This is a genomic window from Streptomyces sp. SID14515, from assembly GCF_010548505.1.
GTDB classification, from domain to species: Bacteria; Actinomycetota; Actinomycetes; order Streptomycetales; family Streptomycetaceae; genus Streptomyces; species Streptomyces caviscabies.
Genome location: NZ_JAAGMH010000081.1, coordinates 72,997 through 90,748, shown reverse-complemented (window position 1 = coordinate 90,748; position 17,752 = coordinate 72,997). Strand labels below are relative to the sequence as shown.

The following is a 17,752-nucleotide window of genomic DNA, read 5'->3' as shown; positions in this document are numbered from 1 at the left end:
ATCTCCTGGGTGGGTTGAGCCGAAGCGTCAGGGATGTGCCAGAGCGGCGCGCAGTCGCCCTGCCACCGCGGGCGGTGATGTGGGGTCCTCGCCGGGCACTGTTCGCAGCAGATGGTCGATGCGCCGCCACTCCTGTGCGCCTTCGGCGAGAGCGGGCAGCAGCAGGGCAAGACAGCGTTCGGCCTGTGCGTCGCGATCTGCCGACAGCACCCACCTGCGCAGGGTCTCCAGCGCCTTGGCGCGATGGAAACGGTCGCCGAGGGCCCGGCGCCAGAGCTCTGTCATGTGGGCGGCGGCGTTGCCGAGGTGGGCGGGCTGTCCGTATCGGTCGAGGAGGAGCGGCCGCCCGTCCGGTTCGTCGCTCCCGGTCCGCCGGCAGGCCCCGAGGAAGCCTCCGACGGCCAGATCGAACGCGTAGCGACCGTGGTGCAGGGTGCGCAGCAGTTCCGCGAGAACCTGGTCCTGGGCCGATGAGAGCAGCAGGAGCTCGACGGACTCCGCCAGCACCGTGGCCAGCCCGGCGTCGTCCTCCTCCGGCCGGTCGTCCGGTACGGACGCGGCGCCGTGTTCTTCGTGGCGGGCTGCCGCTCGCAGCGCGGCCAGCGTCTCCACCGGTCGCTCCGGCCCGATCAGCCCGTGCGTACGGATCGCCACCCACCGCAGATGCGGTGTGGCGGTGTCACACCAGGAATCCAGGATGCGCGGGACGTTCGGTGTTCCGATGGAGTGTGCGAGCGCGAGTGCGCTCACCGCGACGTTACGCGGGCCGAAGAGGACGGACGAGGCCCAGGGCTCGATGACCAGGGCCATGGCCGAGGGCAGGTCGGTGAGGGCGAACACGGCGGCGGAGGATGCCGCACGGGTCCGTACCAGGGGCCGGCCGTCCTTCGACAGGTCTTGCAGCCACCGAACCAACGCGGGGCGCGCGGACGGATGGCCGGTCCACACCTCGCGCAGGAGGACGAATGCCGCCCGCTTGTCCCGGTAGGCCGCCTTGGACTGCAGCACCGGCCCCCATTCGGTGGGTTCCTCGTCCTCGTAGCGATGTGCACGGGCCAGCCGGATGCGCTTTTCGATGTGCGTGCCGAAGACCGGCACGGCCGCCTGGAGTTTGGAATCGGCGGTCCGTTGGAGGTGGGCGTAGAGGCCGTCGCTCACCTCGGCTGTCAGCGCGTACGGTCCCTCGTCGAACACGGCCAGCGCGATGAGGAAGGCCTTCTCCCGCAGATGCAGCGCCGCATCGTCCTCCTCGAACCACTCGCGAACCTGCTCCTCCAGCTTGAGCAGGGAGAACCCCTGCACCTGCCGGTGTTCGGTCTCGCCGGCCAGGTACTGCACGAGGATGGCGGCGAACTCCGCGGTCTCCCGGGGTTGATGTTCGCGGGAGAGGAACTCCGTGACCAGAGGGAGGGCCAGCACCTCTGCGGTGTCAGGGCGCCCGAGCAGCGCCCGTAGATGGGCGTGCAGGACCTCCGACGGCGGGGGAGGCAGCCAGCCGCAGGCTTCCACGTCCTCCATGTGCGCTTTCAGCCCGACGGTGATCACGGCGTACGCGTCCTGGTCGGTGAGCCGGTCCCGCAGGGCCAGCAACTCCGCTTCACGCAGCGGCCGGTCCGCTCGAGTCACCGGATCGCACAGCAGATAGCCCCGGCCCTCCCCGGGCCGATCACCCTCAGGCTCCGGAACGAGCTCGCCGAATGAGGTGTCCCGGGCGATGACGTGCACCGGGGCCGCACCGAGCCGGTGCAACAACATGAGGGCGGCGGTGCGTCGACCTGCGGATCGCGGTCCCTCCAGGACGATGACTCTCTCCTCGCGCAGCCGATCGAGAAGTGCGGAGAAGGCGTGGCCGGGATCGGCGAAGCTCTCCGCCATCGCGTTCAGTGTTGCTGCCGGGATCTCACCGGACGGAGCATTCGCACGGCCTCCGAGCCGGTAGTGGACGTGGGTCGCGCCGACGTGAACGGCACCGTGGAAGATGCCGCCACCGATGCCGTGGTTGATACCACCCAGCACGCCACCGTCGATGCGTGACCCGTTGCCGAACCCCATCGCGCGAGGAGTGTGGTCCCAGAGGTCGCGCCGGGCCGCCCAGGCGTCCTGTGGGCGGTCCCCGGCTCCCTCGGCCGCAGCCTGGTCCGGCCGATGAAGATCGTCGGCATCGGAGGGCGCCGCGGCGTCCGTGTCCGCTGCGCCGGCGCTGCCTTCCCCGGACCGTTCCTTCGCGTCGGGGCTCATGCGCGGTCTCCGGGTGCGCCGCCCACCTGGACGTTGCCGTGGAAGACGCCCCCGCCGATGCCGTGGTTGGTGCCGCCGAAGACGCCGCCCTGGACGGTGGCGCCCGGGAAGTCGGCGGCTCCCGGGGGAACGGGACCGGCGGGGTGGTCGGCGGCCCTGGGTTCGGTCATCGGCCCGGACGGTTCGGCCCGGGCGTACGGGCGGTGCACTCGGGCCGGGAGGTCGCCGTTCTTGCTCTCCACCGTGACGGCGTGGAATTCCTCCGCCACGACACCGAGGTGGTTGTGCCGCACGACGCCGCGGTACACCGGCTCGGAGACGCAGAGGGAGAAGTCTCCGGGGCTCTTCTTCAGCTCGTTCCGCAGCACATCCGCGTCGAGCAGCCGGCAGGCGTGGTTGAGGTCGGAACCCACCCAGCCGCCGTCGGGGTCGACGGCCACATAGCCGGACGCGACCACACAGCGGAGCCGCATCCTCGCGGAGCTCGAAGCCAGGCGGTTGATCGCATACAGCTCCGCGGGTACCACGGTGAGGAGCGATCGAAGGAGGGCGGTCAGTGACGCATTGGCGTCGATCAGTTCCATGACGCTGTCGCCGCGGTCGGCGCGGCGGCGCAGGGTCTCCTCGACACCGGCGGCCAGCAGCACGCGGTCGGTGAGTCCGAACAGCATGCGGCGCAGGTAGGACTGCTCGACATCGTCGCGGGCGCTGTACTTCTCGATGTCGAGCAGGAGGATCGTGCTGTTCACAGGGTCGGACATGGCTGCCTCTCGTCAGGGGGCGGGTACTGACGAGAGGGTGCCGCCGGCCGGCCGGCGGCGGTGAGTGCGAAAGACGCAGTCCTACTGTGACCACGTGCACAGACTTCAGAGTGCTGATGTGCCCCGCGGGGAGGTGGGCGCCGCCGGTTCGACCCGGGGGTCGAACGGCTCCGGGAACGTGGTGCCGGCGATGCGGCGGAGGATCCCCGGCCGCACGATGATCAGCGTCCTGCGCCCGGTGACCACAATGCCGCGCGCCCTCAGGTCTTTGAGCAGGCGTTGCACCATCTCCCGGGAAGCCCCGACCGCACCGGCCAGTTCCTGCTTGCTGAGCGGCACGTCGATCTCGATGCCGGCTTCGGTGCGGCGTCCGTGAGTGTGCAGGAGGTCGAGCAACAGGACTGCGAACCGCTCCCGGACGCTCATGGACGCGAACTCCAGCCGGCGCTGGTCGGCCGCGCGGGTGCGGTCGGACGTCAGCCCGAGCAGTTTGAGGGAGACAGCGGGGGAGTGGGCGACGAACTCCCGGAAACTGCCGCGCTCGATCACTGAGGCCCGAACCGGTGCCAGAGCGGTCACCGTCGCCGAACGAGGCCGCCCGGTCAATGCCGCGGACTCGCCGACGATGTCGCCGGGACCGCGCAGAGCGAGTAATGCCTCATAGCCGTTCTCGGCGGACGCGGTGACCTTCGTCCAGCCGTGGAGAATCAGCAGGACGTGAGAGGAAGGTTCGTGCTGGTGCATGAGCGTGGAGCGGGCGGGGAACGACAGCTCTCTGCCGAGACCGAGGAGAGCTGCCCGGTCCTGGCTCTCCAATCGGGCAAGGAAGGGTACTCGGTCGTCCAGCCCCCCCGCCACCTGACCAGGCTGCAGCTACCGGCATGCCATCCCCCGATCTCCCGGCGCGGGGCTCAATGTACTGAGGCGCGCGGAGGGGCGTCCGGAAACAGCTCTATTCCGGCCATGCCCGGGGCGTGGAACAACCCGATGCCATGGGGTGGGAGCTGTGCGGCCGGGCGTGGACAGCATTTGTTTTGACCCAGCTCCGTGAGGTAGGTACGCTCAAGCCTTGTGCCTGGGGTGTGCCTGGGCTCGTGTGCGTGTCATCAGCCGCATCGCGAGTCCGTCAGTAGCCACCGCAATCTGCGCCTCTCCGTCCTCAGGGCGGAAGTCCGCGGTATTCGACACACCCGACCGCGTGGGTCGGCGATGTTCCAGGTTAGTTTCACGAACGGCACACAGAAACCGGAGAAGTAGTGCCTACGATCCAGCAGCTGGTCCGGAAGGGCCGGCAGGACAAGGTCGAGAAGAACAAGACGCCCGCGCTCGAGGGTTCGCCCCAGCGTCGCGGTGTCTGCACGCGTGTGTTCACGACCACCCCGAAGAAGCCGAACTCGGCGCTCCGTAAGGTCGCGCGTGTGCGTCTGACCTCCGGCATCGAGGTCACGGCCTACATCCCGGGTGAGGGACACAACCTGCAGGAGCACTCCATCGTGCTCGTGCGTGGTGGCCGTGTGAAGGACCTGCCGGGTGTTCGTTACAAGATCATCCGCGGCTCCCTTGACACCCAGGGTGTCAAGAACCGCAAGCAGGCCCGCAGCCGCTACGGCGCCAAGAAGGAGAAGTAAGAATGCCTCGTAAGGGCCCCGCCCCGAAGCGCCCGGTCATCATCGACCCGGTCTACAGCTCTCCTCTTGTCACCTCGCTGATCAACAAGATCCTCCTCGACGGCAAGCGTTCCACCGCCGAGCGGATCGTGTACGGCGCCATGGAAGGCCTCCGCGAGAAGACCGGCAACGACCCGGTCATCACGCTGAAGCGCGCGCTTGAGAACGTCAAGCCCTCGCTCGAGGTCAAGTCCCGCCGTGTCGGTGGCGCCACCTACCAGGTGCCGATCGAGGTCAAGCCCGGTCGCGCCTCCACCCTCGCTCTGCGCTGGCTCGTCGGTTACTCCCGCGCCCGCCGCGAGAAGACCATGACCGAGCGCCTCATGAACGAACTGCTCGACGCCTCCAACGGCCTCGGCGCTTCGGTCAAGAAGCGTGAGGACACCCACAAGATGGCCGAGTCCAACAAGGCCTTCGCGCACTACCGCTGGTAGTCGCTACCCCCATCGAGACCGAGAGAAGATTGAGCCTTATGGCCACCACTTCGCTTGACCTGGCCAAGGTCCGCAACATTGGGATCATGGCCCACATCGACGCGGGGAAGACGACCACCACTGAGCGGATCCTCTTCTACACCGGTGTGAGCTACAAGATCGGTGAAGTCCACGACGGCGCTGCCACGATGGACTGGATGGAGCAGGAGCAGGAGCGCGGCATCACGATCACGTCCGCCGCGACGACCTGTCACTGGCCGCTCAACGATGTTGACCACACCATCAACATCATCGACACCCCGGGTCACGTCGACTTCACCGTCGAGGTGGAGCGTTCGCTCCGCGTCCTCGACGGCGCCGTCACCGTGTTCGACGGCGTCGCCGGCGTCGAGCCGCAGTCCGAGACCGTTTGGCGTCAGGCGGACCGCTACGGCGTGCCGCGTATCTGCTTCGTCAACAAGCTCGACCGCACCGGCGCGGACTTCTTCCGTTGCGTCCAGATGATCATCGACCGCCTCGGCGCGACCCCGATCGTCATGCAGCTCCCCATCGGGGCCGAGGCCGACTTCACGGGTGTCGTCGACCTCGTGTCGATGAAGGCCTTCGTGTACCCCGAAGAGGCCGCCAAGGGCGAGATGTACAACGTCGTCGAGATCCCGGACAACCTCAAGGAGTCCGCCGCCGAATGGCGCGGCAAGCTCCTCGAGGCCGTGGCCGAGAACGACGACGCCATGATGGAGCTGTACCTGGAGGGCAACGAGCCCACCCAGGAGCAGCTGCACGAGGCGATCCGCCGCATCACGCTGGCATCTAAGGGCAGTGCCGACTCCGTCACCGTCACCCCGGTGTTCTGTGGCACCGCGTTCAAGAACAAGGGCGTCCAGCCCCTGCTCGACGCGGTCGTGCGCTACCTGCCTTCCCCCCTGGACGTCGAGGCCATCGAGGGCCACGACGTGAAGGACCCGGAGAAGGTCATCGCGCGCAAGCCCTCGGACGACGAGCCGTTCTCCGGCCTGGCGTTCAAGATCGCGAGCGACCCGCACCTGGGCAAGCTCACCTTCGTCCGGATCTACTCCGGTCGCCTGGAGGCCGGCACCGCGGTGCTGAACTCCGTCAAGGGCAAGAAGGAGCGCATCGGCAAGATCTACCGCATGCACGCGAACAAGCGTGAGGAGATCGCATCGGTGGGCGCCGGCGACATCATCGCCGTCATGGGTCTCAAGCAGACCACCACCGGTGAGACGCTGTGCGACGACAAGAACCCGGTCATCCTGGAGTCCATGGACTTCCCGGCGCCGGTCATTCAGGTCGCCATCGAGCCGAAGTCCAAGGGCGACCAGGAGAAGCTGGGTGTCGCCATCCAGCGCCTCTCGGAGGAGGACCCCTCCTTCCAGGTGCACTCCGACGAGGAGACCGGCCAGACCATCATCGGTGGTATGGGCGAGCTTCACCTCGAGGTGCTCGTCGACCGCATGAAGCGCGAGTTCCGCGTCGAGGCGAACGTCGGCAAGCCGCAGGTCGCGTACCGCGAGACGATCCGCAAGGCCGTCGAGCGCATCGACTTCACGCACAAGAAGCAGACTGGTGGTACCGGCCAGTTCGCGAAGGTGCAGATCGCCCTCGAGCCCATCGAGGGTGGCGACGCCTCCTACGAGTTCGTCAACAAGGTCACCGGTGGCCGCATCCCCCGTGAGTACATTCCCTCGGTGGACGCGGGTGCTCAGGAAGCCATGCAGTTCGGCATCCTGGCCGGTTACGAGATGGTCGGCGTCCGCGTCACCCTTCTCGACGGTGGTTACCACGAGGTCGACTCCTCGGAGCTCGCCTTCAAGATCGCCGGTTCGCAGGCGTTCAAGGAGGGTGCCCGCAAGGCCTCTCCCGTGCTCCTGGAGCCGATGATGGCCGTCGAGGTCACCACGCCCGAGGACTACATGGGCGATGTCATCGGCGACCTCAACTCCCGCCGTGGCCAGATCCAGGCCATGGAGGAGCGCAGCGGCGCTCGCGTCGTGAAGGGCCTCGTGCCCCTCTCGGAGATGTTCGGCTACGTCGGAGACCTCCGCAGCAAGACCTCGGGTCGCGCAAGCTACTCGATGCAGTTCGACTCCTACGCCGAGGTTCCGCGGAACGTCGCCGAGGAGATCATCGCGAAGGCCAAGGGCGAGTAACTCTCCCGAGCTCACGCTTTAGGCTTGTCACCGGAGCCGGGCGGGCATTCCGCACAGCGCGTCAGCACTGTGCGGAATGCCCCCGGCGCCGGCACCCCAGCAAAGATCACCTGGCGCCGATGAAGCAAGGCGTACAGATCCACTCAGGAGGACCCCAGTGGCGAAGGCAAAGTTCGAGCGGACTAAGCCGCACGTCAACATCGGCACCATCGGTCACATCGACCACGGTAAGACGACCCTCACGGCCGCCATTACCAAGGTGCTGCACGACGCGTACCCGGACCTGAACGAGGCCTCGGCCTTCGACCAGATCGACAAGGCTCCCGAAGAGCGCCAGCGCGGTATCACCATCTCCATCGCGCACGTCGAGTACCAGACGGAGTCGCGTCACTACGCGCACGTCGACTGCCCCGGTCACGCGGACTACATCAAGAACATGATCACGGGTGCGGCGCAGATGGACGGCGCCATCCTCGTGGTCGCCGCCACCGACGGCCCGATGCCGCAGACCAAGGAGCACGTGCTCCTGGCCCGCCAGGTCGGCGTCCCCTACATCGTCGTCGCCCTGAACAAGGCCGACATGGTGGACGACGAGGAGATCCTGGAGCTCGTCGAGCTCGAGGTCCGTGAGCTCCTCTCCGAGTACGAGTTCCCGGGCGACGACGTTCCGGTCGTCAAGGTCTCGGCGCTCAAGGCGCTCGAGGGCGACAAGGAGTGGGGTGAGTCCGTCCTCAACCTGATGAAGGCTGTCGACGAGTCCATCCCGCAGCCCGAGCGTGACGTCGAGAAGCCGTTCCTCATGCCCATCGAGGACGTCTTCACGATCACCGGTCGCGGTACGGTCGTCACCGGCCGCATCGAGCGTGGTGTCCTGAAGGTCAACGAGACCGTCGACATCGTCGGTATCAAGACCGAGAAGACCACCACCACGGTCACCGGCATCGAGATGTTCCGCAAGCTGCTCGACGAGGGCCAGGCCGGTGAGAACGTCGGTCTGCTCCTCCGTGGCATCAAGCGCGAGGACGTCGAGCGCGGCCAGGTCATCATCAAGCCCGGCTCGGTCACGCCGCACACCGAGTTCCAGGCGCAGTCCTACATCCTGTCGAAGGACGAGGGTGGCCGTCACACCCCGTTCTTCAACAACTACCGCCCGCAGTTCTACTTCCGTACCACGGACGTGACGGGCGTTGTGACCCTTCCCGAGGGCACCGAGATGGTCATGCCGGGCGACAACACCCTCATGGACGTCGCGCTGATCCAGCCGGTCGCCATGGAAGAGGGCCTGAAGTTCGCCATCCGTGAGGGTGGCCGGACCGTGGGCGCCGGCCAGGTCACCAAGATCATCAAGTAGTTTCTGCTTGGTCCTTGGACCTGGTGGCTCATCGAGTCGCACAGAAGGGCCCCGCACCTCGAAAGAGGTGCGGGGCCCTTCGCGTACGTACGGGGTCGGCGCGCCGGACATGGTTGTAGGGCCCCGGTACCTCAGGGCGGAGAGGTACGGGGGCCCTACGGTTCAGGGGGACGGCGGACCGGTCAGGTGCCCGCCGTCCCGGGTGGGGCGTCCGGTCAGACGCCCGCGATCGACTGGATCCAGGAGCGGTAGGCGGTGACGTTGGTGTACGCCGTCGTGGTCTGGCGGTCGCTGGTGGACGCGACGCCGACCTGGATGCCGTTGGCCGTCATCGGGCCGCCGGAGTCGCCGCCGGCGGTGATGCCGTTGCCCCGGCGGGCGCAGATCGCAGAGCCGCCGTACGCGTCACCGCAGCCGCCGGTGACCGTCACGTTGGCCACCTTCAGGTAGCGCGACTGGCAGTTCGCCTCCGAGCCGCACTGCGAGGTCGCGCCCCAGCCCCAGACCTGCACGCTCTGCCCGACGCTGACCGAGCCCGGCTGGCCGAGGCGGGAGTAGGTGGCCTGCACCGAGCGGTCGAGCCGGACGAGGGCCAGGTCCGAGCTGTGGGTGTACGTCTGGGCGCCGTTGGCGACCACACCGCCGCTGTGCTGGTCGAGGCTGCCGATACGGAACGACAGCCCGCCGCCGGTGACGCAGTGCTTGGCGGTGAGGATCCAGGTCGGCGCGATGATCGTCGCCGAACAGGTCTCCCGGCCGTTCGAGAAGAGGCGCGCGGCCCAGGGGGCGTTGGTCGCCTGGCCGCCGCCGATGATCTGGGTGGTCGGGGGCGGGGCGTCCCGCAGAGGGGCCTCGGGGGCGGCCGAGGCGGACGGTGCGAAGAGGGCGAGGACGCAGGCCGCTGCGGCGGCGGCAGCGGGCACGAGTCTGGATATACGCATGATTCCTCGTTTCGCGCGACACGCTGGGTGGGCGTGTCCGTGGGGGATGGTGGGCAACAGGGTGCCGGAGCGCGACGAGGCCGGGGTACTAACGTTTGGGCATAACACGGCGTTATGGGGCGGCGGTTGGGCCGAGCGCGGGCGCTTCTACGGCCGCCACGTCCAAGGCGCGCCGTCCGGCCCGAACCCCACGACGACGGGCCGCCCGCCCGCCCCGAGGTGGAGGGCGGCGCCGTCCAGGGCGACCGGGCCCTGCGACCGTACGGCGGTGCCCTCGGCGGTACGCAGCTGCATCCGGCCCTCCGCGGACCGGCCGAGCAGGACCGGGCCGCCGCTCGGCGCGGCGGCGGCGGTCACCGGACCGTACCCGCCGAAGCGGGGTGCGGGGGTCGGGTCGGCCCGGACGACGGCGAGTCGTTCCCGCGCGGCCGGCCGGTAGTACAGCTCCACGGACCCGTCGGGCGCCGGGAGTGCGCCGGGCGCGTGCGCGGGCACGGGGTAGTCCGTGAGCTGGGTACGGGCGGTGACATCGGTCCCCGGGGCGTCCTGGGTCCAGTGGTGCACGGCATGGTGCCCGGCCGCGTACGCGTGGACGCGCCCCGCCGCGTCCACGACCGCGGTCACCCCGTCCTGCACCTCGCCGCCGCCCATATCGCGCCAGGCGCTCCAGCGACCGCTGACGGCGTCGCGCACCCGGGTGCTGAGCCCCTTCTCCGCGTTGCGTACGAAGAGGTGGACGCGGCCGTCCGGCGCGGTGACGGCGACCGGTATCCCTATGCGTCGGCCGTGGTCGCGGTCCGCCGCGGGGTTGCCGAGCCCCCGCCAGGCCAGGAAGGGGCCGCCGGGGGAGCGCTGTTCCAGGAGCACGATCTCGCGCTCGTTGGGCGTGCCCTGCCCGCCGAGCGCCGCGAACCGCAGGCCGAACAGCAACCGCCGCCCGTCCGCCGTCGTCGCGGAGCCCAGCACCGGGGCGAGCGGGCCGCCGCCGAGGTCGTCCGGCGCGTCCCGGAGCCCGCTGCCGGGCGCGCTCTCGCTCCACCGCACGGCCCGCAGCCCCAGCACCCCGTACACGGTCAGCCGCCCGTCCGGGTCGGCGGCGACGACGGCCCGGGGGCCCGGGTAGCGGTGCTGGGTGGAGCGGACCCAGCCCTTCCGGCTGGTCAGCGGCCGGTCGCCGCCGATGTTGTAGTCGCCGCAGCCCGAGGGGTTGCCGCACTCCCAGTCGGGCGCGCCGCCGTACGGGACGAGGTGGGCGGCCTTCCGCTCCAGCACCGCGGGCGGCAGGTTCTTGGGCCAGTGCTGGTTGTAGTAGCCCCGGAACGATGCGACGACGAACCCGGGCACGGGCTCACCGCGCCCGGTCGTGGCCGCCACCCAGCGGATGAGGGCCGCCCAGGCGAAGCACCCGGCCGGGGTGTGGTCGGCGTGGTCGGAATACCCGGGCTGCTCGCTGTCCCGGAGGCGTTCGTACTCGCTGCTGAACCGCAGGTCGGGGTCCGGGTCGAGGGTGTGCACGACGGTCGGCCGGTAGCGGTCCAGCAGCCCGACGAGGACGTCGATCATCGACTCGTACGTATACGAACCGGCCCGGTCCAGCGGTGAGCCGTCGGCGACGACGGTACGCAGCACGAGCCGGCGGTCCTGCCAGAGACTGGGCAGCCCGAGCCGGTGGCGCGCGGTGTGCATCGAGGTGTTGAGGAAGACCAGCTCGACCCGGCGCACCCCGTCGGCCAGGATGTTCAACTCGGCCCGGTGGCCGCCGTGCAGGGCGAGCACGGTCTTCTGCCAGGGCGTGAACCGGTCGAGCCCGAGCAACTCGGCGTACGCCTGGCGCAGGCCCTGCTGACGGGCCGAGACGTACGCGGCATGGTCGGGCTTCGGCTTCGGGGCTCCCGGGACCTTGTTGAGGCCGTCGGCGTCGCCTGCGGTGAGGTAGACGCAGACCACGGAGGTCCCGGCGTCGAGGGCCTCGCGGGTATCCGGGTTCATGAGGTAGAGGTCGTCGTCGGGGTGGGCCAGGACCTGCATCAGCAGCGCCCGCCGACTGCTCGCTATGGCCAGACCGGGGGCCGGGTCCGGCACCGGGCCCCGACGCCTGGGGGCCGGTACGGTGCATCCGGCGGTGGCGGCGGCCGCGGTGGCCGCGAGGAGGAGGGTGCGCCGGGGCATCCGTATCCGGGACAGCACAGATCGATCCACCACGCCACGCACCCCGTCCGTCCCGCTTCCCCCGCAGCGGGCGAACGGCCGCCCTGTCCTGCGTACTCCCTGACTCTCCGCGCAGGTCAGCGGCCGGTCGGGCCGCGCCTGCGAGGGGATAGACGGTGGGCGGGGCCGACAGGTTGCGTGGTCGGAGGTGAGCCGTGTGCCACCTCGGCGTCCTGTCGGCGGGCGTCAGGCGCCGGGATCGAGGTGGGCCGGACGCCGCCGGATGCGCGCCCGCGTTTGAGTCCGCGTCGGCTCGGGGTAGGATTCCCGACTCGATTGGCCAGGCCCGCGCCCCGTATGGCACACTGACCAGGTTGCTCGGTTGAGTGTCAATGCTGCGCGCCTCCCGCCGGGAGGACCGGAAGCGAGTCCCACAGTACTCGTCGGCCCCCAGGGCCGGACGTACGGGAATCTTCCGGGAAGCAATGCAGGGCGCCGGCCAGGCACCCGGTGGGTGTTCCACCCCCGGTTCCGCGGTCTCAGGGTCCGCACCCCCTTGGTTGGGATCTCCTTCGGGAGATTTTCGTAGAGGGGATGCGACACGCCCGACCGCGTGGGTCGGAGGAGGAGTCCAGAGAACCCCCGGGTTCCAGAGCGTTACGAGAGACAGGACTACTAGTAGCCATGGCGGGACAGAAGATCCGCATCCGGCTCAAGGCCTACGACCACGAGGTCATCGACTCCTCGGCGAAGAAGATCGTCGAGACGGTGACCCGCACTGGTGCGTCGGTCGCGGGCCCGGTGCCGCTGCCCACTGAGAAGAACGTGTACTGCGTCATCAAGTCGCCGCACAAGTACAAGGACTCTCGCGAGCACTTCGAGATGCGCACGCACAAGCGCCTCATCGACATTCTCGACCCCACGCCGAAGACGGTTGACTCGCTGATGCGCCTCGACCTGCCGGCTGGCGTCGACATCGAGATCAAGCTCTGAGGGGACGGGCCGAGATGAGCAAGAACATCAAGGGCGTCCTGGGCGAGAAGCTCGGCATGACCCAGGTCTGGGACGAGAACAACCGGGTTGTCCCGGTGACCGTCGTCAAGGCCGGTCCGTGCGTCGTGACGCAGGTTCGCACCAACGACAGCGACGGCTACGAAGCGGTCCAGATCGCCTTCGGCGAGATCGACCCGCGCAAGGTGAACAAGCCCCTCAAGGGTCACTTCGCCAAGGCCGACGTCACCCCGCGCCGCCACCTGGTGGAGCTCCGCACCCCTGACGCCAGCGAGTACACGCTGGGCCAGGAGGTCACTGCCGAGGTGTTCGAGTCCGGCGTCAAGGTCGACGTCACGGGCAAGAGCAAGGGCAAGGGCTTCGCCGGTGTCATGAAGCGTCACAACTTCAAGGGCCTCGGCGCCGGGCACGGCACCCAGCGCAAGCACCGTTCCCCCGGTTCCATCGGTGGCTGCGCCACCCCTGGGCGTGTCTTCAAGGGCATGCGCATGGCGGGCCGCATGGGTAACGAGCGCGTCACCACCCAGAACCTGACCATCCACGCGGTTGACGCGGAGAAGGGTCTGCTCCTCATCAAGGGCGCGGTCCCCGGTCCGAACGGCGGCCTCGTCCTGGTCCGTACCGCGGCCAAGGGGGCTTGAGGTAATGAGCACCATTGACATCCTTTCGCCGGCAGGCGACAAGGCCGGTACCGTCGACCTCCCCGCGGAGATCTTCGACGCGAAGACCAGCGTTCCGCTGATCCACCAGGTCGTTGTCGCTCAGCTGGCGGCTGCCCGTCAGGGCACGCACAAGACCAAGCGCCGCGGCGAAGTCCGCGGTGGTGGCAAGAAGCCTTACCGCCAGAAGGGCACCGGCCGCGCCCGTCAGGGTTCGACCCGCGCCCCGCAGTTCGCCGGCGGTGGCGTCGTCCACGGCCCGCAGCCGCGTGACTACTCGCAGCGGACCCCGAAGAAGATGAAGGCCGCCGCCCTGCGCGGTGCCCTCTCGGACCGGGCCCGTCACTCCCGTATCCACGTCGTCACCGGCGTGGTCGAGGGTGCCGCCTCCACGAAGGCCGCCAAGACGCTGCTCGGCAAGATCTCGGAGCGCCAGAACCTGCTCCTGGTCGTCGACCGCGCCGACGAGGCCGCGTGGCTGTCCGCGCGCAACCTGCCCCAGGTGCACATCCTGGAGCCGGGCCAGCTCAACACGTACGACGTGATCGTCTCTGACGACGTGGTCTTCACCCAGGCCGCTTTCGAGTCCTTCGTGTCTGGCCCCCAGACCGCTGAGACCGAAGGGAGCGACGCCTGATGAGCGAGGCGACCGTTACCAGCAAGACGTACTCGGACCCGCGTGACGTTCTCGTCAAGCCCGTGGTCTCCGAGAAGAGCTACGCGCTGCTCGACGAGAACAAGTACACGTTCATCGTCGCGCCCGGCTCCAACAAGACCCAGATCAAGCAGGCCGTGGAAGCGGTCTTCTCGGTCAAGGTCACCGGGGTCAACACGATCAACCGGCAGGGTAAGCGCAAGCGCACCAAGACCGGCTTCGGCAAGCGCGCCGACACGAAGCGCGCCATCGTGACCCTCGCCGAGGGCGACCGTATCGACATCTTCGGCGGCCCGACCTCCTAGTGAGGTCGAGTCGTCCGGAATCGGACGAGGACTGAGAAATGGGTATCCGCAAGTACAAGCCGACGACCCCGGGCCGTCGTGGCTCCAGCGTCGCCGACTTTGTCGAGATCACGCGGTCCACGCCGGAGAAGTCGCTGGTCCGCCCCCTGCACAGCAAGGGCGGCCGTAACAACGCCGGTCGTGTGACCGTTCGCCACCAGGGTGGTGGCCACAAGCGCGCCTACCGCGTGATCGACTTCCGTCGTCACGACAAGGACGGCGTGCCGGCCAAGGTCGCGCACATCGAGTACGACCCGAACCGCACCGCGCGCATCGCGCTGCTGCACTACGCGGACGGCGAGAAGCGTTACATCGTCGCTCCCCGTGGCCTGTCGCAGGGTGACCGTGTCGAGAACGGTCCGACCGCCGACATCAAGCCCGGCAACAACCTGGCGCTGCGCAACATCCCGGTCGGTACGACCATCCACGCCATCGAGCTGCGGCCCGGCGGCGGCGCGAAGTTCGCCCGTTCCGCGGGTGCCTCCGTGCAGCTGCTGGCGAAGGAGGGCACCATGGCCCACCTTCGTATGCCGTCGGGTGAGATCCGCCTGGTCGACGCGCGCTGCCGCGCGACGATCGGTGAGGTCGGCAACGCCGAGCAGTCGAACATCAACTGGGGCAAGGCCGGCCGTATGCGCTGGAAGGGCGTACGCCCGACCGTCCGCGGTGTCGCGATGAACCCGGTTGACCACCCGCACGGTGGTGGTGAAGGCAAGACCTCCGGTGGACGCCACCCGGTCTCGCCGTGGGGTCAGAAGGAGGGTCGTACTCGTTCTCCCAAGAAGGCGAGCAACAAGTACATCGTCCGCCGCCGCAAGACGAACAAGAAGCGCTAGGAGCGGGTTTAGATGCCGCGCAGTCTCAAGAAGGGGCCCTTCGTCGACGGCCACCTCATCAAGAAGGTGGACGTACAGAACGAGGCAGGCACCAAGAACGTCATCAAGACCTGGTCCCGTCGCTCGATGATCGTCCCGGCCATGCTGGGTCACACCATCGCGGTGCACAACGGCAAGATCCACGTCCCGGTGTTCGTCACCGAGTCGATGGTCGGCCACAAGCTCGGCGAGTTCTCGCCGACTCGCACCTTCCGCGGCCACGTCAAGGACGACCGGAAGTCGAAGCGCCGCTAGCGCGGGGTGGAAACGACTATGACTTACACCGAAGGGACAACCATGGAAGCCAGGGCCCAGGCGCGGTACATCCGCGTCACGCCCATGAAGGCCCGCCGAGTGGTGGACCTCATCCGTGGCATGGATGCCACGGAGGCTCAGGCGGTCCTGCGTTTCGCCCCGCAGGCCGCGAGCGTGCCGGTTGGCAAGGTGCTGGACAGCGCCATCGCCAACGCTGCACACAACTACGACCACACCGACGCCTCTTCGCTGGTCATCAGCGAGGCGTACGTGGACGAGGGCCCGACCCTGAAGCGGTTCCGTCCGCGTGCTCAGGGCCGTGCCTACCGGATCCGTAAGCGGACCAGCCACATCACCGTGGTCGTCAGCAGCAAGGAAGGAACCCGGTAATGGGCCAGAAGGTAAACCCGCACGGGTTCCGGCTCGGCATCACCACGGACTTCAAGTCCCGCTGGTACGCCGACAAGCTGTACAAGGACTACGTCAAGGAAGACGTCGCCATTCGTCGCATGATGACGAAGGGCATGGAGCGGGCCGGCATCTCGAAGGTCGAGATCGAGCGCACCCGCGACCGCGTCCGCGTTGACATCCACACCGCCCGTCCGGGCATCGTCATCGGTCGCCGTGGCGCCGAGGCCGATCGCATCCGCGGCGAGCTGGAGAAGCTGACCGGCAAGCAGGTCCAGCTGAACATCCTCGAGGTCAAGAACCCCGAGGTGGACGCTCAGCTGGTGGCCCAGGCCGTCGCCGAGCAGCTCTCCTCCCGCGTCTCCTTCCGTCGTGCCATGCGTAAGAGCATGCAGAGCTCGATGAAGGCCGGCGCCAAGGGCATCAAGATCCAGTGCGGCGGTCGCCTCGGCGGCGCCGAGATGTCCCGCTCGGAGTTCTACCGCGAGGGCCGCGTGCCCCTGCACACCCTCCGTGCGAACGTGGACTACGGCTTCTTCGAGGCCAAGACGACCTTCGGCCGCATCGGCGTGAAGGTCTGGATCTACAAGGGCGACGTCAAGAACATCGCCGAGGTTCGCGCCGAGAACGCCGCGGCCCGCGCCGGCAACCGTCCGGCTCGTGGCGGCGCTGACCGCCCGGCCGGCCGCGGTGGCCGTGGTGGCGAGCGTGGCGGTCGCGGCCGTAAGCCGCAGCAGTCGCCGGCAGCCGAGGCCCCCAAGGCCGACGCTCCCGCCGCCGCTGCTCCGGCTGCTGAGAGCACCGGAACGGAGGCCTGACCGAAATGCTGATCCCCCGTAGGGTCAAGCACCGCAAGCAGCACCACCCGAAGCGCAGCGGTATGTCCAAGGGTGGCACGCAGGTTGCGTTCGGCGAGTACGGCATCCAGGCGCTGACCCCGGCGTACGTGACGAACCGTCAGATCGAGTCCGCTCGTATCGCGATGACCCGTCACATCAAGCGTGGCGGCAAGGTCTGGATCAACATCTACCCGGACCGTCCCCTGACGAAGAAGCCCGCCGAGACCCGCATGGGTTCCGGTAAGGGTTCTCCCGAGTGGTGGATCGCGAACGTCAAGCCGGGTCGGGTGATGTTCGAGCTGTCCTACCCGAACGAGAAGATTGCTCGTGAGGCGCTCACCCGCGCTGCTCACAAGCTTCCGATGAAGTGCCGGATCGTTCGGCGCGAGGCAGGTGAGTCGTGATGTCGGCCGGTACCAAGGCGTCCGAGCTGCGCGAGCTGGGCGACGAGGAGCTCCTCAACAAGCTCCGCGAAGCCAAGGAAGAGCTGTTCAACCTCCGCTTCCAGGCGGCGACGGGCCAGCTCGAGAACCACGGCCGGCTCAAGTCCGTCCGTAAGGACATCGCCCGGATCTACACCCTGATGCGTGAGCGCGAGCTGGGCATCGAGACGGTGGAGAGCGCCTGATGAGCGAGAAGACTGTGACTGAGACGAACACCGACCGCGGTTTCCGCAAGACCCGTGAGGGTCTGGTCGTCAGCGACAAGATGGACAAGACCGTCGTCGTCGCTGTCGAGGACCGCGTCAAGCACGCGCTGTACGGCAAGGTCATCCGCCGTACCAACAAGCTCAAGGCCCACGACGAGCAGAACTCTGCGGGCGTCGGCGACCGCGTCATCATCATGGAGACGCGTCCGCTGTCGGCCTCGAAGCGCTGGCGCATCGTCGAGATCCTCGAGAAGGCCAAGTAATTCCTGAGGGATTCTCCCCTCAGGTCAGTTCCGCCAGGCTCGGTGGGGTGCCTCCCCGGTAACGGAGAGGCACCCGCCGGGAACCG

The 17,752-nt window shown here is 68.4% G+C and carries 20 protein-coding genes; 15 read left to right on the top strand and 5 right to left on the bottom strand.

Translation table 11 applies throughout. The features are described 5' to 3' along the window. Positions 1-27 precede the first annotated feature (27 nt). From G3I54_RS17340 to G3I54_RS17330, 3 genes are all read right to left on the bottom strand, one after another. Positions 28-2,238, bottom strand: a complete 2,211-nt coding sequence (locus tag G3I54_RS17340; protein ID WP_164615702.1) for a hypothetical protein — start codon at positions 2,236-2,238, stop codon at positions 28-30. After that, positions 2,235-2,999, bottom strand: coding sequence for a hypothetical protein (locus G3I54_RS17335; RefSeq protein WP_164615700.1), 765 nt, complete (start codon positions 2,997-2,999; stop codon positions 2,235-2,237). Before G3I54_RS17335 ends, G3I54_RS17340 begins: the two co-directional genes overlap by 4 nt. A gap of 105 nt (positions 3,000-3,104) precedes the next feature. Beyond that, on the bottom strand, positions 3,105-3,872 hold the full coding sequence (locus G3I54_RS17330; RefSeq protein WP_164615823.1) for a Crp/Fnr family transcriptional regulator: 768 nt from the start codon (positions 3,870-3,872) through the stop codon (positions 3,105-3,107). A 383-nt stretch (positions 3,873-4,255) separates the two neighbouring features. Between G3I54_RS17330 and rpsL the strand changes: the two genes are divergently transcribed. From rpsL to tuf, 4 genes are all read left to right on the top strand, one after another. Then, positions 4,256-4,627, top strand: a complete 372-nt coding sequence (gene rpsL, locus G3I54_RS17325; protein WP_003948652.1) for a 30S ribosomal protein S12 — start codon at positions 4,256-4,258, stop codon at positions 4,625-4,627. A 2-nt stretch (positions 4,628-4,629) separates the two neighbouring features. Further along, positions 4,630-5,100 carry a 30S ribosomal protein S7 gene (gene rpsG, locus G3I54_RS17320; protein ID WP_003966970.1) on the top strand — a complete coding sequence of 157 codons (471 nt, stop codon included), beginning with the start codon at positions 4,630-4,632 and terminating at the stop codon, positions 5,098-5,100. A gap of 38 nt (positions 5,101-5,138) precedes the next feature. Beyond that, positions 5,139-7,268, top strand: a complete 2,130-nt coding sequence (gene fusA, locus G3I54_RS17315; RefSeq protein ID WP_164615698.1) for an elongation factor G — start codon at positions 5,139-5,141, stop codon at positions 7,266-7,268. A gap of 157 nt (positions 7,269-7,425) precedes the next feature. Further along, positions 7,426-8,619, top strand: coding sequence for an elongation factor Tu (gene tuf, locus G3I54_RS17310; protein ID WP_010058805.1), 1,194 nt, complete (start codon positions 7,426-7,428; stop codon positions 8,617-8,619). Between the two features lie 215 nt (positions 8,620-8,834). On the opposite strand, the gene G3I54_RS17305 is transcribed toward tuf, so the two are convergent. After that, positions 8,835-9,560, bottom strand: a complete 726-nt coding sequence (locus tag G3I54_RS17305; protein WP_164615696.1) for a trypsin-like serine protease — start codon at positions 9,558-9,560, stop codon at positions 8,835-8,837. 147 nt (positions 9,561-9,707) lie between these two features. Further along, a complete protein-coding gene (locus tag G3I54_RS17300; protein WP_164615822.1) occupies positions 9,708-11,729 on the bottom strand; it encodes a PIG-L family deacetylase in 2,022 nt (673 codons plus the stop codon). Between the two features lie 663 nt (positions 11,730-12,392). Between G3I54_RS17300 and rpsJ the strand changes: the two genes are divergently transcribed. Genes rpsJ through rpsQ form a run of 11 tightly spaced genes read left to right on the top strand, consistent with a single transcriptional unit; the run spans position 12,393 to position 17,666 of the window. Next, positions 12,393-12,701, top strand: coding sequence for a 30S ribosomal protein S10 (rpsJ, locus tag G3I54_RS17295; RefSeq protein ID WP_003948644.1), 309 nt, complete (start codon positions 12,393-12,395; stop codon positions 12,699-12,701). A gap of 14 nt (positions 12,702-12,715) precedes the next feature. After that, positions 12,716-13,360: a 50S ribosomal protein L3 gene (rplC, locus tag G3I54_RS17290; RefSeq protein WP_003966960.1), complete on the top strand. Its 645-nt coding sequence runs from the start codon at positions 12,716-12,718 to the stop codon at positions 13,358-13,360. Positions 13,361-13,364: 4 nt separating this feature from the next. Next, positions 13,365-14,015 carry a 50S ribosomal protein L4 gene (gene rplD, locus G3I54_RS17285; protein WP_003966959.1) on the top strand — a complete coding sequence of 217 codons (651 nt, stop codon included), beginning with the start codon at positions 13,365-13,367 and terminating at the stop codon, positions 14,013-14,015. Beyond that, on the top strand, positions 14,015-14,338 hold the full coding sequence (gene rplW / locus G3I54_RS17280; protein WP_014154589.1) for a 50S ribosomal protein L23: 324 nt from the start codon (positions 14,015-14,017) through the stop codon (positions 14,336-14,338). The genes rplD and rplW overlap by 1 nt, the downstream gene beginning before the upstream one ends. Positions 14,339-14,376: 38 nt before the next feature. Further along, on the top strand, positions 14,377-15,213 hold the full coding sequence (gene rplB / locus G3I54_RS17275) for a 50S ribosomal protein L2 (RefSeq protein ID WP_003966957.1): 837 nt from the start codon (positions 14,377-14,379) through the stop codon (positions 15,211-15,213). Positions 15,214-15,225: 12 nt separating this feature from the next. Next, entirely contained in the window at positions 15,226-15,507 is a 282-nt protein-coding gene (gene rpsS, locus G3I54_RS17270; RefSeq protein WP_003966956.1) for a 30S ribosomal protein S19, read from the top strand. A 42-nt stretch (positions 15,508-15,549) separates the two neighbouring features. Then, a complete protein-coding gene (gene rplV / locus G3I54_RS17265) occupies positions 15,550-15,897 on the top strand; it encodes a 50S ribosomal protein L22 (protein WP_004571827.1) in 348 nt (115 codons plus the stop codon). Next, entirely contained in the window at positions 15,897-16,733 is an 837-nt protein-coding gene (rpsC, locus tag G3I54_RS17260) for a 30S ribosomal protein S3 (RefSeq protein WP_007446736.1), read from the top strand. The genes rplV and rpsC overlap by 1 nt, the downstream gene beginning before the upstream one ends. A 5-nt stretch (positions 16,734-16,738) precedes the next feature. Next, positions 16,739-17,158: a 50S ribosomal protein L16 gene (gene rplP, locus G3I54_RS17255; RefSeq protein ID WP_003966953.1), complete on the top strand. Its 420-nt coding sequence runs from the start codon at positions 16,739-16,741 to the stop codon at positions 17,156-17,158. Next, positions 17,158-17,382 carry a 50S ribosomal protein L29 gene (rpmC, locus tag G3I54_RS17250; protein WP_003966952.1) on the top strand — a complete coding sequence of 75 codons (225 nt, stop codon included), beginning with the start codon at positions 17,158-17,160 and terminating at the stop codon, positions 17,380-17,382. The genes rplP and rpmC overlap by 1 nt, the downstream gene beginning before the upstream one ends. Continuing rightward, on the top strand, positions 17,382-17,666 hold the full coding sequence (gene rpsQ, locus G3I54_RS17245; protein ID WP_018960204.1) for a 30S ribosomal protein S17: 285 nt from the start codon (positions 17,382-17,384) through the stop codon (positions 17,664-17,666). Before rpmC ends, rpsQ begins: the two co-directional genes overlap by 1 nt. Positions 17,667-17,752 lie beyond the last annotated feature (86 nt).